Origin of the sequence: Burkholderia sp. AU28863 (genome assembly GCF_002223195.1) — a bacterium.
GTDB lineage: Bacteria > Pseudomonadota > Gammaproteobacteria > Burkholderiales > Burkholderiaceae > Burkholderia > Burkholderia sola.
In genome coordinates this window covers 158,977-181,838 of the sequence record NZ_NKFE01000002.1, presented here as the reverse complement: position 1 = coordinate 181,838, position 22,862 = coordinate 158,977, and the positions used below count along the sequence as shown (strand labels likewise).

Annotated in this window: 23 protein-coding genes; 12 read left to right on the top strand and 11 right to left on the bottom strand. The window is 66.7% G+C overall.

All coding sequences use genetic code 11. The features are described 5' to 3' along the window. Positions 1-180 precede the first annotated feature (180 nt). Positions 181-1,305 carry a murein transglycosylase A gene (locus CFB81_RS02245; protein WP_256975916.1) on the bottom strand — a complete coding sequence of 375 codons (1,125 nt, stop codon included), beginning with the start codon at positions 1,303-1,305 and terminating at the stop codon, positions 181-183. Positions 1,306-1,321: 16 nt separating this feature from the next. On the opposite strand from CFB81_RS02245, the gene CFB81_RS36430 reads away from it, so the two are divergent. Continuing rightward, positions 1,322-1,477 (top strand): hypothetical protein, encoded by a 156-nt coding sequence (locus CFB81_RS36430; RefSeq protein WP_249190562.1) that lies wholly within the window; start codon positions 1,322-1,324, stop codon positions 1,475-1,477. Positions 1,478-1,491: 14 nt separating this feature from the next. On the opposite strand, the gene apaG is transcribed toward CFB81_RS36430, so the two are convergent. Continuing rightward, a complete protein-coding gene (gene apaG, locus CFB81_RS02240; RefSeq protein WP_006477037.1) occupies positions 1,492-1,866 on the bottom strand; it encodes a Co2+/Mg2+ efflux protein ApaG in 375 nt (124 codons plus the stop codon). A gap of 177 nt (positions 1,867-2,043) precedes the next feature. On the opposite strand from apaG, the gene rpe reads away from it, so the two are divergent. From rpe to CFB81_RS02200, 8 genes are all read left to right on the top strand, one after another. Continuing rightward, positions 2,044-2,730: a ribulose-phosphate 3-epimerase gene (rpe, locus tag CFB81_RS02235; protein WP_006482066.1), complete on the top strand. Its 687-nt coding sequence runs from the start codon at positions 2,044-2,046 to the stop codon at positions 2,728-2,730. Positions 2,731-2,734: 4 nt separating this feature from the next. Next, a complete protein-coding gene (locus CFB81_RS02230; RefSeq protein WP_089434484.1) occupies positions 2,735-3,499 on the top strand; it encodes a phosphoglycolate phosphatase in 765 nt (254 codons plus the stop codon). 357 nt (positions 3,500-3,856) lie between these two features. Beyond that, entirely contained in the window at positions 3,857-5,350 is a 1,494-nt protein-coding gene (trpE, locus tag CFB81_RS02225; protein ID WP_050013049.1) for an anthranilate synthase component I, read from the top strand. A gap of 13 nt (positions 5,351-5,363) precedes the next feature. Continuing rightward, a complete protein-coding gene (locus tag CFB81_RS02220; protein ID WP_069619494.1) occupies positions 5,364-5,963 on the top strand; it encodes an aminodeoxychorismate/anthranilate synthase component II in 600 nt (199 codons plus the stop codon). A 13-nt stretch (positions 5,964-5,976) separates the two neighbouring features. Beyond that, the gene (gene trpD, locus CFB81_RS02215; protein WP_069619509.1) at positions 5,977-7,008 is read left to right on the top strand and encodes an anthranilate phosphoribosyltransferase; all 1,032 of its coding nucleotides are present in this window, start codon (positions 5,977-5,979) and stop codon (positions 7,006-7,008) included. 28 nt (positions 7,009-7,036) lie between these two features. Further along, positions 7,037-7,822, top strand: coding sequence for an indole-3-glycerol phosphate synthase TrpC (trpC, locus tag CFB81_RS02210; RefSeq protein ID WP_089434483.1), 786 nt, complete (start codon positions 7,037-7,039; stop codon positions 7,820-7,822). Then, the gene (locus CFB81_RS02205) at positions 7,822-8,448 is read left to right on the top strand and encodes a CYTH domain-containing protein (RefSeq protein WP_089434482.1); all 627 of its coding nucleotides are present in this window, start codon (positions 7,822-7,824) and stop codon (positions 8,446-8,448) included. Before trpC ends, CFB81_RS02205 begins: the two co-directional genes overlap by 1 nt. 13 nt (positions 8,449-8,461) lie before the next feature. After that, a complete protein-coding gene (locus CFB81_RS02200) occupies positions 8,462-9,391 on the top strand; it encodes a uracil-DNA glycosylase (protein ID WP_089434481.1) in 930 nt (309 codons plus the stop codon). 119 nt (positions 9,392-9,510) lie between these two features. Here CFB81_RS02200 and CFB81_RS02195 read toward each other — a convergent pair whose 3' ends face one another. The 4 genes from CFB81_RS02195 to CFB81_RS02180 all read right to left on the bottom strand — a co-directional run bounded on the left by CFB81_RS02195 (position 9,511) and on the right by CFB81_RS02180 (position 14,158). Beyond that, the gene (locus tag CFB81_RS02195; protein ID WP_069619491.1) at positions 9,511-10,107 is read right to left on the bottom strand and encodes an FMN-dependent NADH-azoreductase; all 597 of its coding nucleotides are present in this window, start codon (positions 10,105-10,107) and stop codon (positions 9,511-9,513) included. A 148-nt stretch (positions 10,108-10,255) separates the two neighbouring features. Then, the gene (locus tag CFB81_RS02190; RefSeq protein WP_089434480.1) at positions 10,256-12,055 is read right to left on the bottom strand and encodes a M61 family metallopeptidase; all 1,800 of its coding nucleotides are present in this window, start codon (positions 12,053-12,055) and stop codon (positions 10,256-10,258) included. Between the two features lie 105 nt (positions 12,056-12,160). Then, on the bottom strand, positions 12,161-12,889 hold the full coding sequence (locus CFB81_RS02185; protein ID WP_069619489.1) for a DsbC family protein: 729 nt from the start codon (positions 12,887-12,889) through the stop codon (positions 12,161-12,163). A 90-nt stretch (positions 12,890-12,979) separates the two neighbouring features. Next, a complete protein-coding gene (locus CFB81_RS02180) occupies positions 12,980-14,158 on the bottom strand; it encodes a UbiH/UbiF family hydroxylase (protein WP_069619488.1) in 1,179 nt (392 codons plus the stop codon). Between the two features lie 247 nt (positions 14,159-14,405). Between CFB81_RS02180 and ychF the strand changes: the two genes are divergently transcribed. Beyond that, entirely contained in the window at positions 14,406-15,500 is a 1,095-nt protein-coding gene (gene ychF / locus CFB81_RS02175; RefSeq protein WP_006477050.1) for a redox-regulated ATPase YchF, read from the top strand. A 74-nt stretch (positions 15,501-15,574) separates the two neighbouring features. On the opposite strand, the gene CFB81_RS02170 is transcribed toward ychF, so the two are convergent. The 5 genes from CFB81_RS02170 to CFB81_RS02145 all read right to left on the bottom strand — a co-directional run bounded on the left by CFB81_RS02170 (position 15,575) and on the right by CFB81_RS02145 (position 20,364). Then, positions 15,575-16,786, bottom strand: coding sequence for an MBL fold metallo-hydrolase (locus CFB81_RS02170; protein WP_089434479.1), 1,212 nt, complete (start codon positions 16,784-16,786; stop codon positions 15,575-15,577). Between the two features lie 267 nt (positions 16,787-17,053). Beyond that, positions 17,054-17,467 (bottom strand): lysozyme inhibitor LprI family protein, encoded by a 414-nt coding sequence (locus CFB81_RS02165; protein WP_069619486.1) that lies wholly within the window; start codon positions 17,465-17,467, stop codon positions 17,054-17,056. Between the two features lie 8 nt (positions 17,468-17,475). Continuing rightward, positions 17,476-17,976 carry a lysozyme gene (locus tag CFB81_RS02160; protein WP_089434478.1) on the bottom strand — a complete coding sequence of 167 codons (501 nt, stop codon included), beginning with the start codon at positions 17,974-17,976 and terminating at the stop codon, positions 17,476-17,478. A gap of 276 nt (positions 17,977-18,252) precedes the next feature. Next, positions 18,253-19,644: a GABA permease gene (gene gabP, locus CFB81_RS02155; RefSeq protein WP_089434477.1), complete on the bottom strand. Its 1,392-nt coding sequence runs from the start codon at positions 19,642-19,644 to the stop codon at positions 18,253-18,255. Between the two features lie 375 nt (positions 19,645-20,019). Then, on the bottom strand, positions 20,020-20,364 hold the full coding sequence (locus CFB81_RS02145) for an MmcQ/YjbR family DNA-binding protein (RefSeq protein WP_089434476.1): 345 nt from the start codon (positions 20,362-20,364) through the stop codon (positions 20,020-20,022). A gap of 247 nt (positions 20,365-20,611) precedes the next feature. Here CFB81_RS02145 and CFB81_RS02140 point away from each other — a divergent pair, with 247 nt between their 5' ends. Together CFB81_RS02140 and ettA are read left to right on the top strand one after the other, a co-directional pair. Continuing rightward, a complete protein-coding gene (locus CFB81_RS02140) occupies positions 20,612-20,920 on the top strand; it encodes a DUF3761 domain-containing protein (protein WP_069619483.1) in 309 nt (102 codons plus the stop codon). A gap of 171 nt (positions 20,921-21,091) precedes the next feature. Continuing rightward, a complete protein-coding gene (ettA, locus tag CFB81_RS02135) occupies positions 21,092-22,759 on the top strand; it encodes an energy-dependent translational throttle protein EttA (protein ID WP_006494122.1) in 1,668 nt (555 codons plus the stop codon). Positions 22,760-22,862: the final 103 nt, after the last annotated feature.

The following is a 22,862-nucleotide window of genomic DNA, read 5'->3' as shown; positions in this document are numbered from 1 at the left end:
ACGCCGATCGGGCTGTTCTACTCCAACGCGTCGTTCGACGTGACACGCAGAGCATCACGCGAACTGAAATCACACGGGCACACCAGCGATCAGACCGGCACGCCCTGCGCGCATGAGACGCGCCATCCATGCCGCGTCTCGTTCACAACCGTCATCCGGGCTGCCTTCGCCGCCCCCCAATCACGAATTCGGGAACAGCAGCCACATCCGGCCGACCTGCTTCATCCGGCCGGCCTGGTCGCCCGCGTCGTCGCCGAGCCCCCAGAAATAGTCCGCCCGCACGCTGCCCTTGATCGCCGAGCCCGTATCCTGCGCGAACACGAGCCGGTTCATCGGCGTATTCGTCAACGGACGCGTGGTCTGCAGGAACACCGGCGTGCCGAGCGGGATCGACGACGGGTCGACCGCGATCGAGCGCTCCGGCGTCAGCGGCACGCCGAGCGCGCCGATCGGACCGTCCGCGCCGCCGTGCGGCGCATCCTCCTTGGTCGGCATGTCGCGGAAGAACACGAAGCGCGGATTCGTATCGAGCAGCGCGTCGACGCGCGTCGGGTTCGCCTTCGCCCAGGCCTTGATGCCCTGCATCGTCGCCTGCGCGGGCGTCAGCTCGCCGCGATCGAGCAGCCACTTGCCGATCGAACGGTACGGCTGGTTGTTGGTACCGCCGAAGCCGACCCGCATCACCGAGCCGTCGTCGAGCAGCACGCGCCCCGAGCCCTGCACCTGCAGGAAGAATGCCTCGATCGGATCGTCGACCCACACGAGCTCGTTGCCGTTCAGGATGCCGGCGCGCTCGAGCTGCGCGCGTGCCGGTAGCGCGGCGCCCGCGCGATAGCCGGCCGGCCAGCGATAGAGCGCGTACTGATACGGGCCGCGGCGTACGCGCGAACCGTGCAGCAGCGGTTCGTAATAGCCGGTCACGAGCCCGTCGAGCGTACCGTCGGTGTTCGCGAACTGGAACGGCGTGAAATATGTTTCGAAGAAGCTGCGGGCGCTGCTGACGTCGAGTTCGTCGAGCCGGTCGGCGGCCGCGCAAGCGCGTGTCCAGGCCGGCTGGCGCGCGAGCCGTGCACAGTTCTGCCGCAGCGCGGCCGTCGCGCCGATCAGCGAATCGTCCTGCCAGCCCGGCACCTGCTGCCACGCGACCGGCGTGAGCCGCTTCGCGGCGACCTGCCCCGGCACGATCGCCGCACCGGTCGGCGGCTTCAGCGCGGAAGTCCGCGTCGGCGCGCCGCCGCACGCGGCGAGCAGCGCCGCCGCCGCGGCCGCGGCCATCCACCCGGCCAGCCGGGGCCCAAACCACATACAATGTCCGTTCTTGATGGAAACCGCCATGTCAGATTTTCTCGACCAATATCCGATGCTCATCTTCGCGCTCGAAGCCTTCGTCGCGCTTGCCCTGCTGATCTTCATCGTCGTATGGACTTCGTCGGGCAGAAAGAAGCAGGCCCGCCGCGACGACCGCCAGCCGCGCTGACGCGCGCCGCACGCTCAATGCAGCGTGCGCGGCATGTGCAGGGCGAACTCGTCGACCGGCGCCTCGAAACGCTCGCCGTCCTCCGCCACGCAGAAGTACGCACCGCGCATCGTGCCGACCGGCGTCGCGATCACGGCCCAGCTCGTGTATTCGAAATGCTCGCCCGGCTGCAGCAGCGGCTGGTGCCCGACGACGCCAAGCCCCTTCACTTCCTGCACGTGGCTCTCGCTGTCCGTGATGATCCAGTGACGTGCGATCAACTGCGCCGCGACCTGCCCGGTGTTGCGGATCGTCAGCGTGTACGCGAATGCGTATTGACGGTGATCGGGGTCGGATTGTTCCGGCAAGTAGCTGGTTTTCACCGAAACGGTGAACTGATACTGACTCATGGTGTGTCCGCTGTAGGTAACCGCGCGCGCCGACTCGAGCGGCCGGGCCGCGGGCGCGCCGCATTGGTTCGGCATTCTATGCGCATTCGGGCCGCAACCGCACGGCCTGCCGCCGCGCAGCGGGTCGCCGGACGGTAGAATGACGGTTTTGCGCCGCAACGTCCCCGCTCCCCTGTCATGACTCAATTCCGCATCGCTCCCAGCATCCTGTCGGCCGACTTTGCACGGCTCGGCGAAGAAGTCCGCAACGTGGTCGCCGCCGGCGCCGACTGGATTCACTTCGACGTGATGGACAACCATTATGTGCCGAACCTGACGATCGGCCCGCTCGTCTGCGAGGCGATCCGCCCGCACGTGCAGGTGCCGATCGACGTGCACCTGATGGTGCGCCCGGTCGACCGGATCGTGCCCGATTTCGCGAAAGCCGGCGCGAACCTGATCAGCTTCCACCCGGAAGGCTCGGACCACATCGACCGCACGCTGTCGCTGATCCGCGACCACGGCTGCAAGGCCGGTCTCGTGTTCAATCCGGCCACGCCGCTGAACTACCTCGACCACGTGATGGATCGCCTCGACTTCGTGCTGCTGATGTCGGTCAATCCCGGCTTCGGCGGCCAGTCGTTCATTCCGGAAACGCTGAACAAGCTGCGCGAAGCGCGCGCCCGCATCGACGCGTACACCGAACGCACGGGCCGTGAGATCCTGCTGGAAGTCGACGGCGGCGTGAAGGCCGACAATATCGCGGAAATCGCGGCGGCCGGCGCCGACACGTTCGTCGCGGGTTCGGCGATCTTCGGCAAGCCCGACTACCGCAAGGTGATCGACGAGATGCGCGCGGCGCTCGCGACCGTCGAGCGGAGCTGACGCCGTGGCCGACTCGTCGTTCGCCGGCCACGCGCCGGCCGGGGCCGCCACGGACGCCGCGCCGATCCGCTTCGCCGCGCCGCGCATCGATGCGGCGCTGATCGACCTCGACGGCACGATGGTCGACACGGCCGACGATTTCACGGCCGGCCTGAACGGGATGCTCGCGCAACTCGGCGCGCCGGCCACGTCGCGCGACGAAGTAATCGGCTACGTCGGCAAGGGCTCCGAACACCTGATCCACAGCGTGCTGAAGCCGCGCTTTCCGGCCGACGAAGCGCACGCGCGCTTCGACGATGCACTGGCGATCTACCAGACCGAATACGCGAAGATCAACGGTCGCCACACGCGTCTCTATCCGGACGTGGCAGTCGGTCTCGATGCGCTGCGCGCGGCCGGCATCCGGCTCGCGTGCGTGACGAACAAGCCGCACCGCTTCGCGGTCGAACTGCTCGAACAATACGGGCTGGCCGGCTGCTTCGGCATCGTGCTGGGCGGCGACAGCGTCGCGCGCAAGAAGCCCGATCCGCTGCCGATGCTGACGGCGTGCGACGCGCTCGGCGTCGCGCCGGACGCCGCGGTCGCGATCGGCGACTCGGAAAACGACGCGCTGGCAGGCCGCGCGGCCGGGATGGCGACGCTGACGGTGCCGTACGGCTACAACCACGGCAAAGCTATACAAACGATAAATTCGGATGGTATAGTCGATTCGTTGCTGGTCGCGGCCCGCGCAATTTCCGCGCACAATGCCGGCCGGCCAACCGTCTGATTATTTCTTCCATCCGCATGTTTCTGAATAAAAAACGGAGTCTGAGCAGCATCGACCGGGGAGCCTGGCCCTGGCGTCGCTGGTCGCGCTAACCTCTTCGATGAGGTACGCTGAAGCACGTCTTCAGCGCCGTTTTTTATCTCGCTGCGCATCCGCGCGCCGACCGTCGCACCACCTCGAGTTCCACCGCGCCCGAACGCTTGCGTTCAGGATCGGCCGCAGGCTCGCGACGTTCACGCCCGGAGTGCCGGCCGGCAACAGGCACTTCTCGATCGACCGCCCTTTCGCCGACGGCCAGCCGCGCAGCGTCAAATGATCCCTGGCGCACGCGCCGCTCGTCCCGAACAGGACCGGAACATGACCGAACTCGAATTCCAATCGCTCGCGAACGAAGGCTACAACCGCATCCCGCTGATCGCGGAAGCCCTTGCCGATCTCGAAACGCCGCTGTCCCTCTACCTGAAGCTGGCCCAGCCCGAACGCGCGGGCGCCAACTCGTTCCTGCTCGAATCGGTGGTCGGCGGCGAACGTTTCGGCCGCTATTCGTTCATCGGCCTGCCCGCCCGCACGCTCGTGCGCACCCGCAACGGCGTGTCCGAAGTGGTGCGCGACGGCCAGGTCGTCGAGACGCACGACGGCGACCCGTTCCAGTTCATCGAATCGTTCCAGGCGCGCTTCAAGGTTGCGCAGCGCCCGGGGCTGCCGCGGTTCTGCGGCGGCCTCGCCGGCTACTTCGGCTACGACGCGGTGCGCTACATCGAGAAGAAGCTCGCGAACACCGCGCCGCGCGACGATCTCGGCCTGCCCGACATCCAGTTGCTGCTGACCGAGGAAGTCGCGGTAATCGACAACCTCGCCGGCAAGCTCTACCTGATCATCTACGCGGACCCGGGCCAGCCCGAAGCGTATGCGAAGGCGAAACACCGCCTGCGCGAACTGAAACAGCGCCTGCGCACGACCGTGCAGCCGCCCGTCACGTCGGCGAGCGTGCGCACCGAGACGTTCCGCGAATTCAAGAAGGACGACTATCTGGCCGCCGTGCGCCAGGCGAAGGAATACATCGCGGCCGGCGAGCTGATGCAGATCCAGGTCGGCCAGCGGCTGACGAAGCCGTACCGCGACAATCCGCTGTCGCTGTACCGCGCGCTGCGTTCGCTGAATCCGTCGCCGTACATGTATTACTACAACTTCGGCGATTTCCACGTGGTCGGCGCGTCGCCGGAAATCCTGGTGCGCCAGGAAAAGCGCGGCGACGACCAGATCGTCACGATCCGCCCGCTCGCCGGCACGCGCCCGCGCGGCAACACGCCGGAGCGCGACGCGGAACTCGCGACCGAGCTGCTGAACGATCCGAAGGAAATCGCCGAACACGTGATGCTGATCGACCTCGCGCGCAACGACGTCGGCCGCATCGCGGAAATCGGCTCGGTGCAGGTGACCGACAAGATGGTGATCGAGAAGTATTCGCACGTGCAGCACATCGTCAGTTCGGTCGAAGGCAAGCTGAAGCCCGGCATGACGAACTACGACGTGCTGCGCGCGACGTTCCCGGCCGGCACGCTGTCCGGCGCGCCGAAGGTGCGCGCGATGGAACTGATCGACGAGCTCGAGCCGGTCAAGCGCGGGCTGTACGGCGGAGCGGTCGGCTACCTGTCGTTCTCGGGCGAGATGGATCTCGCGATCGCGATCCGCACGGGCCTGATCCACAACGGCAACCTGTACGTGCAAGCGGCGGCCGGCGTCGTCGCGGATTCGGTGCCCGAATCCGAATGGCAAGAGACCGAGAACAAGGCGCGCGCGGTGCTGCGTGCGGCCGAACAGGTCCAGGACGGCCTCGATAGCGACTTCTGACCGGAGACTGACCATGCTGCTCATGATCGACAACTACGACTCGTTTACCTACAACCTGGTCCAGTACTTCGGCGAACTCGGCGAGGACGTGCGTACCTACCGCAACGATGAAATCACGCTCGACGACATCGCGCGCCTGAACCCCGACACCATCTGCCTGTCGCCCGGCCCGAGCAATCCGCAGCACGCGGGCATCACGCTCGACGTGCTGCGCGAATTCGCGGGCCGGAAGCCGATCCTCGGCGTCTGCCTCGGCCACCAGGCGATCGGCGAAGCGTTCGGCGGCCGCGTCGTGCGCGCGAAGACCATCATGCACGGCAAGGTGAGCCGGATCGAAACCGACTGCCGCGGCGTGTTCGCCGACCTGCCGAAGCATTTCGACGTGACGCGCTACCACTCGCTCGCGATCGAACGCGAATCGCTGCCGGACTGCCTCGAGGTGTCCGCGTGGACCGACGACGGCGAGATCATGGGCGTGCGCCACAAGACGCTGCCGGTCGAAGGCGTGCAGTTCCACCCGGAATCGATCCTGTCCGAGCACGGCCATGCGCTGCTCGAGAATTTCCTGAAGCAGCATCGCGCAGCGGCCCATGCCGCCGCACCGGCTGCCTGACGGGAGGCGCACGATGACGATTACCCCGCAGGAAGCGCTGCAACGCACGATCGAGCACCGCGAGATCTTCCACGACGAAATGCTGCACCTGATGCGGCTGATCATGCGCGGCGACCTGTCGCCCGTGATGGCGGCCGCGATCATCACCGGGCTGCGCGTGAAGAAGGAGACGATCGGCGAGATCGCCGCCGCCGCGACCGTGATGCGCGAATTCGCGAACCACGTCGAGGTGCTGGACAACTCGAATTTCGTCGACATCGTCGGCACCGGCGGCGACGGCTCGCACACGTTCAACATCTCGACCGCGTCGATGTTCGTCACGGCGGCCGCGGGCGCGAAGGTCGCGAAGCACGGCAACCGCGGCGTATCGAGCAAGTCCGGCAGTGCCGACGTGCTCGAGGCGCTCGGCGTGAACATCGACCTGCAGTCGGACCAGGTCGCCGCATCGATCGCCGAAACCGGCATGGGCTTCATGTTCGCGCCGAATCATCACCCGGCGATGAAGAACATCGCGGCCGTGCGCCGCGAGCTCGGCGTGCGCACGATCTTCAACATCCTCGGCCCGCTGACCAATCCGGCCGGCGCGCCGAACCAGCTGATGGGCGTGTTCCACGCCGACCTCGTCGGCATCCAGGTACGCGTGATGCAGCGCCTCGGCGCGCAGCACGTGCTCGTCGTGTACGGCAAGGACGGAATGGACGAGGTGTCGCTCGGGGCCGCGACGCTCGTCGGCGAATTGCGCGACGGCAAGGTGCACGAATACGAGATCCATCCGGAGGACTTCGGCCTGCAGATGGTGTCGAACCGCACGCTGAAGGTGGAAAATGCGGACGAATCGCGCACGATGCTGCTCGGCGCGCTGGACAACCAGCCGGGCGTCGCGCGCGAGATCGTCACGCTGAACGCGGGCACCGCGCTCTACGCGGCCAATATCGCCGAGTCGATCGCGGACGGCATCCAGCTGGCCCGCGAAGCGATCGCGAGCGGCAAGGCCCGTGCGAAGGTCGACGAACTCGTGCGCTTCACGCAGCAGTTCAAGCGCTGACCCTCTTACGAACCCAGCAGGAACCCCTATGAGCGACATTCTCGACCGAATCATCGCCGTCAAGCGCGAAGAAATCGCGGCAGCCATCCGCAGCACGCCGCTCGAGGCACTGAAACTCGAAGCATCGGCGCGCGACCTGCGCGACTTCGTCGGCGCGCTGCGGGCGAAACACGCAGCCGGCAATGCCGCCGTGATCGCCGAAATCAAGAAGGCGAGCCCGTCGAAAGGCGTGCTGCGCGAGCATTTCGTGCCGGCCGACATCGCGCGCTCGTATGCGGCGCACGGCGCCGCGTGCCTGTCGGTGCTGACCGACGAGCAGTTCTTCCAGGGCGGCGTCCGCTATCTCGAGGAAGCCCGCGCGGCCTGCACGCTGCCGGTGCTGCGCAAGGACTTCATCGTCGACGCGTACCAGATCGTCGAAGCCCGCGCGATGGGCGCCGACGCGATCCTGCTGATCGCCGCCGCGCTCGACACGCCGCTGATGCAGGATCTCGAAGCGTATGCGCACTCGCTCGGCCTCGCGGTGCTGGTCGAAGTGCACGACCGCCACGAGATGGAACAGGCGCTGACGCTGAAGACGCCGCTGCTCGGCATCAACAACCGCAACCTGCGCACGTTCGAGACGTCGATCCAGACCACGCTCGACATGCTCGACATGATTCCGGCGGACCGTATCGTCGTGACCGAATCGGGCATCCTGTCGCGCGCCGACGTCGACACGATGCGCGCGGCGAACGTGAACACGTTCCTCGTCGGCGAGGCGTTCATGCGCGCCGACCAGCCGGGCGAGGAACTCGCACGGATGTTCTTCTGATGGCGATCGAACAGGAAATCAAGCTCGCGCTGCCGGCCGGCCTGGCCGAGGCCGCGCGCCGCTTCTTCGAGACGCTGACCGGCGAACCCGGTCGCGCGATCACGCTCGCGAACGTCTATTACGACACGCCCGATCTCGCGCTCGCGCGTTCGAAGAGCGCGGTGCGCGTGCGCCGCACGCCGGACGGCTGGCTGCAGACGTTCAAGACGGTCGGCAGCGCGGAAGGCGGCCTGCACAGCCGCCACGAGTGGGAATTGCCGGTCGCGGGCGACGCGCTCGAAATCGACGCGCTCGTCGCGGCCTGCGACGTGCCGGAAGCCGCCGCCGCGCTCAATGACGCGGCCGGCGCGCTGCACGCACTGTTCCGCACGGATTTTTCGCGTACGCTGTGGCGCATCGCCATCGGCGGCGCAACCGTCGAGGCCGCGGTGGACCTCGGCGAGATTGTCGTCCAGGCGGAACACGAAACGCGCCGCGAACCGATCAGCGAAATCGAACTCGAACTGATCGACGGCCCGGAAACGGCGCTCGCGACGCTCGCCGCCGAACTGCAGCAGGCGCTGCCGGGCCTCGTTCCCGAAAACATCAGCAAGGCGCAGCGCGGCTACCGGCTGCGCGCGCAATAAACACGCATCACGCATGGCAACCCGCAAGACTTCCCGCGCGCCGCAACAGGCGTCGCTGTTCGACGATCCCGTGCCGGAAACGGCACCGGCCGATATTCCGTCCGCGGCTTCCGAGCCGCCGGCAGCCCGGCGCAAACCCGCGAAGAAAGCCGCCGCACCGGCGCCGGCGCCCATGCCCGAGCCAGCCCCGGCCGCCGCGGCACCGCGACCCGTTGCCGCCGACGTACCGCATCTCGCCGCGCAATTCGACGCGCTGCCGGCCGTCTGGCGCGACGTACTGAAACCGTTCACCGACAGCGACGCATACGCGCCGCTGTGCCGCTTCGTCGACGAAGAGCGCGCCGCCGGCAAGACGGTCTACCCGACCGACGTGTTCCGCGCGCTGCGCCTGACGCATCCCGACGACGTGAAGGTCGTGATCCTCGGCCAGGATCCGTACCATGGCGACGATCGCGGCACGCCGCAGGCGCACGGCCTCGCGTTCTCGGTGCCGCCGGCCGTCCGCACGCCGCCGTCGCTGCGCAACATCTTCAAGGAAATCGCCGCGAACTTCGGTCACGACACGCCGCGTCACGGCTGCCTCGACACGTGGGCGCGCCAGGGCGTGCTGCTGCTCAACACCGTGCTGACGGTCGAGCGCGGCGCGGCCGCGAGCCATGCGAAGCGCGGCTGGGAGCAGTGCACGGACACGCTGATCCGCGAGCTCGCCCGCCGCCATCGCGGGCTCGTATTCATGCTGTGGGGCGCGCACGCGCAGGCCAAGCGCGCGCTGTTCGACGCGAACGCGCATTGCGTGCTCGAGGCGCCGCATCCGTCGCCGCTGTCCGCGCACCGCGGCTTCCTCGGCTGCCGCCATTTCGCGCTCGCAAACGACTATCTGGTCGATGCCGGCCGCGAACCGATCGACTGGCGTCTGCCGGACGTGGCCGAAACGCTCGCGTAACGGCCTCGGCGGCGAGTTCGCCGGCCGAATGCAAAAACGCCGCGTCCCTTCGTGAAGGGCGCGGCGTTTTTTTATCGGGCGACGCAGCGGGTGCGTGGCACCCGCGTCGACCTGGCGCGTTACGCGGCGGCGATCGCTTCGCGTGCGCCCGCCAGCGCGGCGCTCTGCGCGTCCGGGCCGAGGTTCAGGCCTTCCGCATGGATGAAGTTCACGTCGGTCAGGCCGATGAAGCCGAGGAACGTGCGCAGGTACGGGGTCTGGCTGTCGTTCGGCGTACCCAGATACTTGCCGCCACGGGCCGTCACGACGTGAACCTTCTTGCCCTTGATCAGGCCTTCCGGACCGTTCTCGGTGTAGCGGAACGTGACGCCTGCGCGGGCGATCCAGTCGAAATACGTCTTCAGTTGCGACGAGATGCCGAAGTTGTACATCGGCGCGCCGATCACGATGATGTCGGCAGCCTGCAGCTCGGCGATCAGTGCATCGCTCTTCGCGACGATCGCATTCTGTTCCGCGGTGCGTTGGTCGGCCGGCGTGAAGAACGCGCCGAGCACCGATTCGTCGAGGTGCGGCAGCGCATCGGCGAGCAGGTCGCGAACCACGACGTTCGCGCCGGGGTTCGATTGTTGCAGCTTTGCCGTCAGTTCGTTGGCCAGCAGCGTGGATTGCGCACCTTGCGAACGCGCAGCGGAATTGATTTGCAGAATGGTCGTCATGTCAGGCTCCGGGTGGGGTTGCGCTTCGGTAGCGCGAGTGACGCCATTGTGCGTGGCCATATGACCGCGAAAAAGCGGGTTCAGGGCGACGGATTGTTGCAACAGCAGAACAATCCTGGATCGCGCCCCGCCACCCGCTTTCGTACGCTTACCCCTTCAGCCAGGCTTCGCGCGCCTTCGTGGCCGCGGCCGGCTTCGCGGCCGCCGTCAGCCGGTAGCGGGTGATGTCCGGCCCGTCGAGCTTCAGTTTCGCGGTGCGCAGCTCGTCGCGGCGGAACGCGTGAACCTCGACCTTGTCGCCCGGCCGGTAGCGTGCGAGCAGCGCATCGAGGTTCGTGCCCGTTACGCGCAGCCCGTCCACCGCGATCAGCGTGTCGCCGGCCGACAACCCCGCGCGATGCGCGGCGCCGCCTTCGTAGACCGCCGCCAACGTGCAGTCCGCGCCGCCGCGCAGGCGCGCGCCGATCGTCGGCTTCGCGGCCGCGCCGAGCGCGACGTCGGGGGCCAGCGTCACGCCGAACGGCGCGAACAGTTCGCCGAGCGGCAGGTCGCGCGTGCCGTGCACGGCGTCGGCGAACAGTCGGCCGAGCGCGACGCCCGTCGCCTCTTCGATCAGCGTCTCGACTTCGTTTTCGTCCACGCCCGCCTGCTTGCCGTGATAGAAGTCGCGGCCGTAGCGTTGCCACAGCAGGCGCATCACGTCGTCGAGCGACTTCCGGTTGCGCGTCCGCGCGCGGATCGCGAGATCGAACGCGAGCGCGACGAGCGAGCCCTTCGTGTAATAGCTGACGATCGCGTTGGTCGCGTTCTCGTCCTGGCGGTAGTACTTGATCCACGCGTCGAACGAGCTTTCCGCGACGCTCTGCTTGAGCCGGCCCGTGCCGCGCAGCACGCCGCCAACGGTACGGCCGAGCGCCGCGAAATAGTCGTCCTGCGACATCAGCCCGCTGCGGACCAGCATCAGGTCGTCGTAATACGACGTGAAGCCTTCGAACAGCCACAGCAGCGACGTGTAGTTCTCGCGCGTGAGGTCATACGGCACGAACGCCGCCGGCTTGATGCGCTTCACGTTCCACGTGTGGAAATACTCGTGGCTGCAGAGGCCGAGATAGGTGCGATAGCCTTCCGTCGTTTCCGCGCGCCCCTTCACCGGCAGGTCGGTCCGGTTGCAGATCAGCGCGGTCGACGCACGATGCTCGAGGCCGCCGTAGCCGTCGCTGACCGCGAGCGTCATGAACACGTAGCGATCCATCGGCGCCTTCTTCGACTTCGGCTCGAACAGCGCGATCTGCGCTTCGCATACGCGCTTCAGATCGGTACGCAGCCGCTCCAGGTCGAGCTGCGTCACGCGCCCGGCGATCACGATGTCGTGCGGCACGCCGTGCGCGTCGAACGTCGCGAGCGCGAATTCGCCGATCGTCACCGGATGGTCGGACAGTTCGTCGTAGTTCGCCGCGCGATACGCGCCGAAACCGTAGCGCCTGGTGCCGCGCGCCTCGGGCAGCGCGGTGCCGACGCGCCACGTACGGAACGCCGGGCCGGCCGGTTTCGCGATATCGACTTCGCACGGCGCCGCCTCGCGGCCGACGACGCTCAGGAACACGGCCGTCGCGTTGAAGAAGCCGCCCGAGTCGTCGAGATACGCGGAGCGCACCGACAGGTCCCACGCATAGACGTCGTAGCGCAGCGTCAGCGCGCCGGCGACGGGCGCGGCCTGCCACGTATGCTTGTCGGTCTTCGCGATGCGCACCTTGCGGCCCGCGTCGTTGAACGCATGCAGCGTCACGATGTTGCGCGCGAACTCACGCACGAGATAGCTGCCGGGAATCCATACCGGCAGCGAGAAGCGCTGGCCTTCGGGATCGGGATCGGCAACCGTCACCGTCACTTCGAACAGGTGGGCGGCAAGATCTTTCGGGACAATCGAATAGCGGATCGGCTGGGTCATCGTGGCAATCGGTCGGTCGAATACGGCGGCGAAAACGAAGAGAGGCGCCGGCAGATCGTGCGGGCGCCCCTCGCTGGCCGGGCCATGCGCCCGGCGTGCAGTCGGTTACTTGCTCGAGGCGAGCGCCTGGTTGAGCTGGTCCGCCGATACCGCGCCCGGCAGGCGGCGGCCGTCCGGCAAGAAGATCGTCGGCGTGCCCGTGACGTTCATCCCGCGGCCGAGGGCGAGGTTCTTGTCGAGCGCGGTGGTGTCGCAGGTACCGGCGCCGGACGGCGCGCGGTGGTCGAGCATCCAGCTTTCCCAGGTCTTCGCGCGGTCGGTCGCGCACCAGATCGCCTTCGACTTCGCGGTCGAATCCGGCGACAGCACCGGGTACAGGAACGTGTAGACGGTCACGTTGTCGACCGACTGCAGCGTCGTCTCGAGCTTCTTGCAGTACGGGCAGTTCGGATCGGAGAACACCGCGATCTTGCGGGCGCCATTGCCCTTGACGACCTTGATCGCATTCGCGAACGGCAGGCTCGCGAAGTCGATCTTGTTGATTTCGGACAGGCGGGCGTCGGTCAGGTTCTTGTGCGACTTGGTGTCGACGAGATCGCCGAGCAGCACGTAGTCGCCCGCCGCGTCGCTATAGATGATCTGCGAGCCGAGGTTCACTTCGTAAAGGCCTGCAACCGGCGATTTCGACACGCTCTTGATCGGCGCGTCGTTGCCGAGACGGGCTTGCAGCGTGGCCTTCAGCTTGTCGGTGGTCTGGTCGGCCTGCGCGGTGCAGCCAAGCGTCGCCATCGTGACGGCCAGCGCCAGCGACGCGATGCGGATCGTTTTTTTCATCGAAATCTTCCTTCAGCTCAATCGGAGTGCACGGCACAGTGTACGCCGTAACGGAACCGTCTCCGACCCACGCAGTGGCGGAAGGTTCGATCAGCCGAGCGCGGCCGACACGAGCCAGCGCTTCACGAGCGGCTGCGCGCCGACGAACGCCATGCCCGCATTGCGCACCGCCTTCGCGAGCGAGCCCGGCACCGCGAACAGCCGCTGCAAGCCATCGGTCGCGACCATCAGCGCGCGGATATCCTCGCGGCGCGAACGCTCGTAGCGGCGCAACAGCACCGGATCGCCGAGGTTGCGAAAGCTTTCCTTGCGCGCGATCGCGTCGGCGAGCGCGGCGACGTCGCGCAACCCCAGGTTCATCCCCTGCCCGGCGAGCGGATGGATCAGGTGCGCGGCATCGCCGACGAGCGCGACGCGCGGCGCGATCAGCTTGTCGACCGTCTGCAGCGCCAGCGGGAAGCCGGCGGCCGGCGTCACGCATTCGAGCGTGCCGACCTGGCCGTGCGACACGCGCTCGACCTCGGCCGCGAGCTGCGCCGGATCGAGGGCGAGCAGTTCGTCCGCATGCGCGGTGTGCGCGGACCATACCAGCGACACATGGCCGTCCGGCAGCGGCAGCAGCGCGACGATCTCCCCTTCGTGGAACCACTGGTACGCCGTCTCGCGGTGCGGCAGCGAGGCCTTGAAGTTCGCGACGACGCCCGTCTGCCGGTAGTCGCGCCGCTCCACCCTGGCCCCCATTTGGGAGCGCACCCATGAATGCGCGCCGTCGGCGCCGACGACGAGATCGGCTTCGAGCACCTGTCCCGACGACAGCGTGAGCACGGCCGCGTCGTCGCGCACGTCGAAGCCCTGCGCACGCGCGTCGAACCACGTGAGGTTCGGCTGGAACCGCAGCGCGGCGTCGAGCGACGCCTCGACCAGCGACGATTCGGCGATCCATGCGAGCTGCGGCACGGACGCCTGGTAGGCGGAGAAATGCAGTTCGGCGTGCGCATCGCCATATACGCGCATGTCGTAGACCGGCGCGAGCCGGCCGTGATCGAGCGCCTGCCAGACCCGCAGCCGCTCGAGCAACGCCTGCGAACTGGACGACAGCGCGTAGATGCGCGTGTCGAACGCGAGATCGGCGGGGCGCGGCGTGGCCGGCTGGGCGAGCAAGGCTGTCTTGTAGCCGGACTGGGTCAGCGCGAGCGCGGCCGTCTTGCCGACGAGCCCGCCGCCGACCACGGCGACGTCGAAGGAGTGGTGGGCAGTCATGGCGGGCATTATAGCCGCGGGGCCAAACCCTTACGCGGCCGGACTTTGCGGGAAATCAGCAGAATCGCAGGCCGGCGCGCCCGCGCGACGGCCCGCCGCATCGGCCGTTCGGCGCCAGGCCCGGAATCCGGCGCGCCGGCACGGTACAATAGCGTTTTTGACCGTCGGCCCGCCGCGCTCCACGCGCCGGCCGCCCTTTTTTCCCGCGCCGCCGTGCCCTGTCCGGCCGCGCCGCCTCACCCGTCCGAAGGATTCCATGAGTCTCAAATGCGGCATCGTCGGCTTGCCCAACGTCGGCAAGTCCACCCTGTTCAATGCGCTGACCAAGGCCGGCATCGCCGCCGAGAACTACCCGTTCTGCACGATCGAGCCGAACGTCGGCATCGTCGAAGTGCCGGATACGCGCCTGAAGGCGCTCTCCGAGATCGTCAAGCCGGAGCGCGTCGTGCCGGCCGTCGTCGAGTTCGTCGACATCGCGGGCCTCGTCGCGGGCGCGAGCAAGGGTGAAGGCCTGGGCAACCAGTTCCTCGCGAACATCCGCGAAACCGACGCGATCACGCACGTCGTGCGCTGCTTCGAGGACGACAACGTCATTCACGTCGCCGGCAAGGTCAGCCCGATCGACGACATCGAAGTGATCAACACCGAACTCGCGCTCGCCGATCTCGGCACCATCGAGAAGGCGCTCACGCGCTATTCGAAGGCGGCGAAGTCGGGCAACGACAAGGAAGCGGCGAAGCTCGTCGCGGTGCTCGAAAAAGTGCGCGCGCAGCTCGACCAGGGCAAGGCCGTGCGCGGCCTCGCGCTGTCGGACGACGAACAGGCGCTGATCAAGCCGTTCTGCCTGATCACCGCGAAGCCGGCGATGTATGTCGCCAACGTGAAGGACGACGGCTTCGAGAACAACCCGCACCTCGAGGCGGTGCGCAAGTACGCGGAAAGCGAAAACGCGCCGGTGGTCGCCGTGTGCGCGGCGATCGAGGCGGAAATCGCCGATCTCGACGACGCGGACAAGGAAGCGTTCCTCGCCGACATGGGCATGGAAGAGCCGGGCCTCGACCGCGTGATCCGCGCGGGCTTCAAGCTGCTGGGCCTGCAGACCTATTTCACCGCGGGCGTGAAGGAAGTGCGCGCGTGGACGATCCACATCGGCGATACCGCTCCGCAGGCGGCCGGCGTGATCCACACCGACTTCGAGCGCGGCTTCATCCGTGCGCAGACGATCGCGTTCGACGACTTCGTCACGTACAAGGGCGAGCAAGGCGCGAAGGAAGCCGGCAAGATGCGTGCGGAAGGGAAGGAATATGTCGTGCACGACGGGGATGTGATGAACTTCCTGTTCAACGTTTGAGCGTTGCTGCTGCATCGACCGTAAAAAAGCCCGCTGAATGCGGGCTTTTTCTTTTTCGATGACGGAAGACCGACTCATTCCCGCCCGACGATCTTCAGTGTCCCGGACATATGCAGGAACTGCCCGTCCTTCGTCACGATGTTCGTGTCCACCGTGCCGCGTTCGAAATCCTCGACGTGCACGACGTTCGAGCCGGTGGACGGCTCATGCCAGTACACCATGTACACCTGCGGACGGATCTCGCGCGCCATGTACTGCACCGTATCCGTCACACCGTTGAATTGGCCGGCCGTGCCGACGAACGACATCGTCTTGTCGTCCTGGAAGTGCAGGTCGAACGCGGCAGCGCCGAGCTGCACGCGCACCGTCTTGCCCGCCGCTGGGAACGGCGCCGGCGCGGGCCATTGCATCTCGCCCTTGGCGACCTTCGCGCCCAGCTCGAGCGACGACTTCTCGCCGAGATCCGGGTAGCGCGCCTCCATCGCCGCGATCAGCGCCGCCGAATCCTTCGCGCGCGCCGCTTCGTCGTCGAACGCCTTCACGTAATTGCGCGTGAACGCGACGCCGGTGGCGAACGGCTGGCTGCCGTCACGGTTCGGCAGGAAGTGGCCGGGCACGACGCGCGCCGGCTTCAGCGCATCGATCCGCTCGAGCGTCGCCAGCCAGTTCGCGTGCGACTGCGGCGTCTGCGTGTCGGCCATCCACACGTGAATGTTCGCGGCGACCGGGATGCCACCGACCACGGTCCGTGTGGAAGGAATCCACACGAACGTGCGATCGGGCGTCGGGCCGTCAAGCCCGACGATGCGCAGCGGCTCGCCGTCGACGCGCAGCGTATTGCCGTCGAGCGGCTGCGGCACGATCACCGAAGTCGGCGCATTGTCCTTCAGGATCGGGCCCCAGTAGGCGAGCTTGCCGTCCTTGCTGGCCTCGATCGCGGCGACGGTCTGCTGCGTCGCGATGACCTTCGCATCCGGGAACGCCGCGTGAATGGTCTCCAGCCCGAAGTAATAGTCGGGGTCGCTGTGGCTCACGTAGACGGCCTTGAGCGTCTTGCCGCTCGCCTTGATCCGGCTCACCAGCGCCTGCGCGTCGTTGCGCTGGAACTGGGCGTCGATCAGGATCGCCTCGGTCTTGCCCGAAACGATTTCGGACGAAACCGGGAAGATCGCATGCGCGCCCGGATTGTAGACATCGACGGTCAGCGGGGCGGCGATGCTCGCGGATGCGGCGCCGAGTAGTGCACTCGCCGCGAATGCGGAAGAAAACAGATGACGGATCGACATGGTCGGACTCTTGATTGGTGGTGAGCCCGTAGAATAAGTGAAACTGTCTCAGTAACAAATATCCCACGTGTCGATGATTTATTTCCCAACGGGAACGAATCGATCGTCACACATCGGGGCACGGTCGTTTAAGCGGACGCCAGCCGACCTGATCTCCTGATAACAGGACGCGAGTACGCCAGGGCATCACTCCTGCATGACATGGCGAACACGCATCGGCAGTGACGAGATCGCGAACGCAGCGGCCTTTTGTCATGTCGGACCGATTCATGAAGGTTTGCGGGAAGCGCGAGCCGACAACCTTTTCACCATTTCCTTCGTTGCCTCCGTTGCACAGATCGCCCGTGCCGCAGGTCGCATCGAACCATCGCCCCATGCGTTACGCGCCGATTTTTCGCAGGATGTGTCGCGCGCTTTCTTCCACTTCGCCATCTGCGCGTCGAGCGCCGCCTTGCGCCGTGGCTGCTCGCTCACCTGTTTGTCGACGATCCGCTGCAATTCCCGCTCGGCGACGAGCTGATCGCGCCACGCGCAAAAATTCATGCTCGTCTGGCTCGATTCACAGTCACTGAGCAGCGCGTTGACCTCGCTTGCCGGCAAGCCGCTGCGCGCCGCTATCTCGTCCGCTGCCGTCGGGCCGGCAAATGCATGCGTCGACGTCAGCACGAGCAAACCGATCATGGCCGTTCTCACGGTGCCCTCTGTTGTGACTGGAACGGCACCGATTCAAGTCGGCGCCGGTTGACAAGCCCGTTTGAACGAACGGGCGCCAGACGACGCCCGTTATCGTCTCGCGGATGAATCCAGACGCGCTGATTCATGTGCGACACGACGCCCGCGTCGTCGCTCTGATTCGCTGAACGGAACACGGCCAGCGCACCTGTGTTGCCGGTATTGTAGGCATAGCTGACGAGCTCATCGAATTGCAACTGCGTCAATTGCCGAAGCGGGACATGTCGCCGCACGGCGGCTTCTGCCCGACGGACCCGGACCGCGAGTTGTGCATTGACTTGCGTCGTCGCAACCGGCGTGCGCAATTCTTCCGGGGTGCACGGCCCGGTGTGAGCCAGCGTTCCGATACCATAGGTACAGTTGTTCGCTTGGTCGTTGTAGTAAGCCATGACTGCGCTTTCCCGTCTCCGCAGCTCGGCCCAGCCTGCGTCACTCAATCTCAGGCTTTCGTTCGCCATTTGCCTCTCCTGGCGCGACCGCTAAAGCGAGTCGGCCTCATCATTCACTTCGGTTCTCGAAGCGATCAATGTATGGCGTTGCCGTTCGCGATGAAATCAGACGAGTTCGATTTTGACGCGTTCGTACATCAACGATCGCGGGGTACGAAAGACCGGACAGCGTGACGTTACGTGTATCCGCGTGCTCGCGCAAAAAAGACAAATGGCCCGACCGGCAACCGCCGATCAAGCCATTTTCATGAACGGGGTTTCGCGCCCCGCCGCCACTTCAATTCATCACGTCGCCGACACCCGCCGCCCCGCATCCGCCCGCGCATCGCGCCCACGCTTGTTCAGCCACGACGCGAGCAGCACGATCAACGCCAGCACGGCCGTCGCGCCAACCTCCATCCGGTGTTCCTCGCTGACGAACATCACGGTCAGCGTGCCGCAGATGAACAGGATCACCGCCCACGTGAGCCACGGGAACAGCCACATCCGCAGCGTCAGGTCCGCGCCGCCCGCCTCGAGCGTCTTGCGCATCCGCAGCTGCGAGATCGCGATCACGAGATACACGAGCAGCGCGATCGCGCCCGACGTCGCGAGCAGGAAGCCGAACACCTGCTCCGGCATCAGGTAGTTCGCGATCACGGTCAGGAAACCGAACGCGGTCGACGCGAGCACGGCCGCGCGCGGCGTGCCGGTCGAATCGGTGCGATGCAGGAAGGCGGGCGCGTCCTTGCGCCTGGACAGCGAGAACAGCATCCGCGACGCCGTGTACAGCGCCGAATTCAGGCAGCTCGCGACCGACACAAGCACGATCACGTCGATGATCGCCTTCGCGTTCGGGACGCCGATCAATTCCATCGCGCGCTGATACGAGCCGTGCTTCGGCAGCAGCGGGTCGTTCCACGGCACGATGGCCGCGACGACGAGAATCGAGCCGAGATAGAACAGCGTGATACGCCAGATGACCGAGTTCGTCGCACGCACGATCTGGCGTTGCGGGTTGTCCGATTCGGCGGCCGCGATCGTCACGATCTCGGTGCCGAGGAACGAGAACATCGTCGTGAGCATCGCCGCGAGCACCGCGCTCGCGCCGTGCGGCATGAAGCCGTCGTGCACGAACAGGTTCGACACGCCCGACACGGCCGGCGCGGGAATGATGCCGACGATCGCCGCGCCGCCGATGCACAGGAACACGACGATCGCGACGACCTTGATCAGCGCGAACCAGAATTCGAATTCGCCGTAGTTCTTGACGGAAAAGAGATTGGTGAGGGTGAGCAGCAGCGTGATGCCGAGCGCGAAGATCCACGTCGCGATGCCCGGAAACCACGCATTGAGGATGGTCGCGGCGGCGGTCGCCTCGATCGGGATCACCAGCACCCAGAACCACCAGTACAGCCAGCCGATCGTGAAGCCCGCCCAGTGGCCGATCGCTCGATCGGCATAGGTCGAGAACGACCCGCTGTCCGGATGCGCGACGGCCATTTCGCCGAGCATGCGCATCACCAGCACGACCAGCACGCCCGCGATCGCATACGCGAGTATCGATGCCGGCCCGGCTTCCGCGATCGCGTGGCCGGAGCCGACGAACAAGCCCGCGCCGATGACGCCGGCAATCGACATCATCGTGACGTGACGCTGCTTCAGGCCGGTGCCGAGGCCTGTGTTGCTTCCACTCATCTGTCTCTCTCCAAAAAACGGTTCCGGTACGACCGGTGTCGCGTGAAGGCGGCGCGGGAGTTGTCGTTCTTGAATCCGGCCGCGGCCGCGCGTGCGGCGCACGCGGGCATGAGGCCGGATGGGGCCGTTCCGGTCGGGTCGTCCGCGCAGTCTGCGAAGCTGCGGGTGCGATGCGGCGCACCGGGCGCCGGGCATCGCGTACGCCCGTTCCGTCGGCCGTCGTCAGCCGCCTTCGAAGCGAAGGAGTGTAAGCACCAAACGGTTCTTCACTAAGAACCAATTGGAGAATTTCGATGGAACCACTCGTTGCATCGACACGAACCGATGCAACGCTTGATCCGGTTTCGGCGGCGGCTCGCGTGCTCCGCGCGCCGTTCAGTTCGTGTCGCCTGCGGCTTCGTTCCGCCACTTCGCCGGCACGATTGCGCGCCACTCCCGCAGGAGCAGGTTTTTCACGGCGTCGGGATGCGCGGCCGACAGGCGCACCAGCACGATCGGCCAGCCGACATAGTGATCGGTCACGTAATACACGTCGGGCGCCGACTCGATCAGCCAGGCGCGCTCGTCGGGGCCGACGCCCTTCACGACGAGCGTGTCGCCGTCCTCGCGCAGCCGCGCGAGCAGCTTGCCCTTCACCTTGAGCGCGGGCGTGCCGTACGACGTGCCTTCCTCGACGCCGCGCCACGTCAGTGCGATCTGCCGGACTTCGTCGAATGTCACGATGCCTCCCCGACCGCGCGTCGATGGTCGACGGTCCGGTCACCCTACCGGAAACCGCGCGACACGCCCACTCTCCGCCGCATCACGCGGAACGGCCGAAGGTTGCCGCGTTCCGCCGGTGGATTTTCGATGCCGCTCAGGCCGACGGCGCGGCGTAGCGTCGCGCCGGCACCCGGCGCCGATCCGCTAACATGCGGCGCGGGCGATCGGCCCGACATCGATAACAACGAACGGAACGAGAGAGACCATGCGCACCCTGCTCCGCCGCGCGACCCATGTCGCGACCCTGTCCGCCGCGCTCTTCGTCGCGGGCGCCGCGCTGCCGCTTCCCGCGCACGCCTATCGCGCGCCGCCCGGCTACGGCAACGAAGCCGATCTCGACCGTCACGACACGTATCGCAACCGCGACGGCGAAACCGTGCATGCGCCCGCGCATTCGAAATCGGGCCGCGTGCCGGACGGCGCGAGCGCGCGTTGCCGCGACGGCACGTACAGCTTCAGCCGCCACCGACGCGGCACGTGCTCGGGGCACGGCGGCGTCGCCGCGTGGCTGTGAGCGCGGGTCGGCCGAATGGCCTGCGCCGCGCCAGCGGCAGCCGGCGGCGAAGTACAATACGCGCTCGCACCGCCGCGCCCCGCGCGGCACGCTCCGTACCGAATCACCCGACGCCGCCACGCCCGCGCGCGCTGCGCGGCAGTCTCAACCACTTCTGACTTTCACACCGAAATGGCCCAATACGTTTTCACGATGAACCGGGTCGGCAAGATCGTGCCGCCCAAGCGCCAGATCCTGAAGGACATCTCGCTGTCGTTCTTTCCCGGCGCGAAGATCGGCGTGCTCGGCCTGAACGGCTCGGGCAAGTCGACGCTGATCCGCATCATGGCGGGCGTCGACAAGGACATCGAGGGCGAAGCCACGCCGATGCCGAACCTGAACATCGGCTACCTGCCGCAGGAACCGCAGCTCGACCCGACGAAGACCGTGCGCGAAGCCGTCGAGGAAGGCCTCGGCGACCTGTTCCAGGCCAACAAGAAGCTGGAAGAAATCTACGCGGCCTACGCCGAACCGGACGCCGACTTCGACGCGCTCGCGGCCGAGCAGGCGAAGTACGAGGCGATCCTCGCGTCGAGCGACGGCGGCAGCCCCGAGCAGCAGCTCGAAGTGGCCGCCGACGCACTGCGCCTGCCGCCGTGGGACGCGAAGATCGAGCACCTGTCGGGCGGCGAAAAGCGCCGCGTCGCGCTGTGCAAGCTGCTGCTCGAAAAGCCCGACATGCTGCTGCTCGACGAACCGACCAACCACCTCGACGCCGAATCGGTCGACTGGCTCGAGCAGTTCCTCGTGCGCTTCCCGGGCACCGTCGTCGCGGTCACGCACGATCGCTACTTCCTCGACAACGCGGCCGAGTGGATTCTCGAACTCGACCGCGGCCACGGCATTCCGTGGAAGGGCAACTACAGCAGCTGGCTCGACCAGAAGGAAGAGCGCCTGAAGCAGGAAGAAGCGTCGGAATCGGCGCGCCAGAAGGCGATCAAGAAGGAACTGGAGTGGGTGCGCCAGAATCCGAAGGGCCGTCAGGCGAAGTCGAAGGCGCGTATCGCGCGCTTCGAGGAGCTGAGCAGCCAGGAATACCAGAAGCGCAACGAAACGCAGGAAATCTTCATTCCGGCCGGCGAACGCCTCGGCAACGAAGTGATCGAGTTCAAGAACGTCAGCAAGTCGTTCGGCGACCGCCTGCTGATCGACAACCTGAGCTTCAAGATCCCGGCCGGCGCGATCGTCGGCATCATCGGCCCGAACGGCGCCGGCAAGTCGACGCTGTTCAAGATGCTGACGGGCAAGGAACAGCCGGATTCGGGCGAAGTGGTGATGGGCCCGACGGTGAAGCTCGCGTACGTCGACCAGAGCCGCGACGCGCTCGACGGTTCGAAGACGGTGTTCGAGGAAATCTCCGGCGGCGCCGACGTGCTGACGGTCGGCAAGTACGAAACGCCGTCGCGCGCGTACATCGGCCGCTTCAACTTCAAGGGCGGCGACCAGCAGAAGATCGTCGGCAACCTGTCCGGCGGCGAACGCGGCCGCCTGCACCTCGCGAAGACGCTGATCTCGGGCGGCAACGTGCTGCTGCTGGACGAACCGTCGAACGACCTCGACGTCGAAACGCTGCGTGCGCTGGAAGACGCGCTGCTCGAATTCGCGGGCTCGGTGATGGTGATCTCGCACGATCGCTGGTTCCTCGACCGGATCGCGACGCACATCCTCGCGTTCGAAGGCGATTCGCAGGTCACATTCTTCGACGGCAACTACCAGGAGTACGAAGCCGACAAGCGTGCGCGCCTCGGCGAGGAAGCCGCGAAGCCGAAGCGCCTGCGCTACAAGCCGATCAGCCGCTGAGCGGCGCGGCCCGGGCGCCCGGCGCCGCGATCACGCGGGGCCGGCGCCGAAGCTGGCCGCTTCAGGAGCGGCACAACGAAGAAGCGAGCCCTTGGCTCGCTTT

What these genes read in the sequence shown, in the direction of transcription:
- CFB81_RS02160 (WP_089434478.1), bottom strand. Translation starts at nt 17,976, where the DNA reads ATGGCGAACGAAAGCCTGAGATTGAGTGACGCAGGCTGGGCCGAGCTG.
- ettA (WP_006494122.1), top strand. Translation starts at nt 21,092, where the DNA reads ATGGCCCAATACGTTTTCACGATGAACCGGGTCGGCAAGATCGTGCCG.
- gabP (WP_089434477.1), bottom strand. Translation starts at nt 19,644, where the DNA reads ATGAGTGGAAGCAACACAGGCCTCGGCACCGGCCTGAAGCAGCGTCAC.
- CFB81_RS02190 (WP_089434480.1), bottom strand. Translation starts at nt 12,055, where the DNA reads ATGACCCAGCCGATCCGCTATTCGATTGTCCCGAAAGATCTTGCCGCC.
- rpe (WP_006482066.1), top strand. Translation starts at nt 2,044, where the DNA reads ATGACTCAATTCCGCATCGCTCCCAGCATCCTGTCGGCCGACTTTGCA.
- CFB81_RS02220 (WP_069619494.1), top strand. Translation starts at nt 5,364, where the DNA reads ATGCTGCTCATGATCGACAACTACGACTCGTTTACCTACAACCTGGTC.
- trpC (WP_089434483.1), top strand. Translation starts at nt 7,037, where the DNA reads ATGAGCGACATTCTCGACCGAATCATCGCCGTCAAGCGCGAAGAAATC.
- CFB81_RS02245 (WP_256975916.1), bottom strand. Translation starts at nt 1,305, where the DNA reads ATGTGGTTTGGGCCCCGGCTGGCCGGGTGGATGGCCGCGGCCGCGGCG.
- apaG (WP_006477037.1), bottom strand. Translation starts at nt 1,866, where the DNA reads ATGAGTCAGTATCAGTTCACCGTTTCGGTGAAAACCAGCTACTTGCCG.
- trpE (WP_050013049.1), top strand. Translation starts at nt 3,857, where the DNA reads ATGACCGAACTCGAATTCCAATCGCTCGCGAACGAAGGCTACAACCGC.
- CFB81_RS02170 (WP_089434479.1), bottom strand. Translation starts at nt 16,786, where the DNA reads ATGTCGATCCGTCATCTGTTTTCTTCCGCATTCGCGGCGAGTGCACTA.
- CFB81_RS02180 (WP_069619488.1), bottom strand. Translation starts at nt 14,158, where the DNA reads ATGCCCGCCATGACTGCCCACCACTCCTTCGACGTCGCCGTGGTCGGC.
- CFB81_RS02195 (WP_069619491.1), bottom strand. Translation starts at nt 10,107, where the DNA reads ATGACGACCATTCTGCAAATCAATTCCGCTGCGCGTTCGCAAGGTGCG.
- CFB81_RS02200 (WP_089434481.1), top strand. Translation starts at nt 8,462, where the DNA reads ATGGCAACCCGCAAGACTTCCCGCGCGCCGCAACAGGCGTCGCTGTTC.
- CFB81_RS36430 (WP_249190562.1), top strand. Translation starts at nt 1,322, where the DNA reads ATGGAAACCGCCATGTCAGATTTTCTCGACCAATATCCGATGCTCATC.
- CFB81_RS02165 (WP_069619486.1), bottom strand. Translation starts at nt 17,467, where the DNA reads ATGATCGGTTTGCTCGTGCTGACGTCGACGCATGCATTTGCCGGCCCG.
- ychF (WP_006477050.1), top strand. Translation starts at nt 14,406, where the DNA reads ATGAGTCTCAAATGCGGCATCGTCGGCTTGCCCAACGTCGGCAAGTCC.
- CFB81_RS02205 (WP_089434482.1), top strand. Translation starts at nt 7,822, where the DNA reads ATGGCGATCGAACAGGAAATCAAGCTCGCGCTGCCGGCCGGCCTGGCC.
- CFB81_RS02185 (WP_069619489.1), bottom strand. Translation starts at nt 12,889, where the DNA reads ATGAAAAAAACGATCCGCATCGCGTCGCTGGCGCTGGCCGTCACGATG.
- CFB81_RS02140 (WP_069619483.1), top strand. Translation starts at nt 20,612, where the DNA reads ATGCGCACCCTGCTCCGCCGCGCGACCCATGTCGCGACCCTGTCCGCC.
- trpD (WP_069619509.1), top strand. Translation starts at nt 5,977, where the DNA reads ATGACGATTACCCCGCAGGAAGCGCTGCAACGCACGATCGAGCACCGC.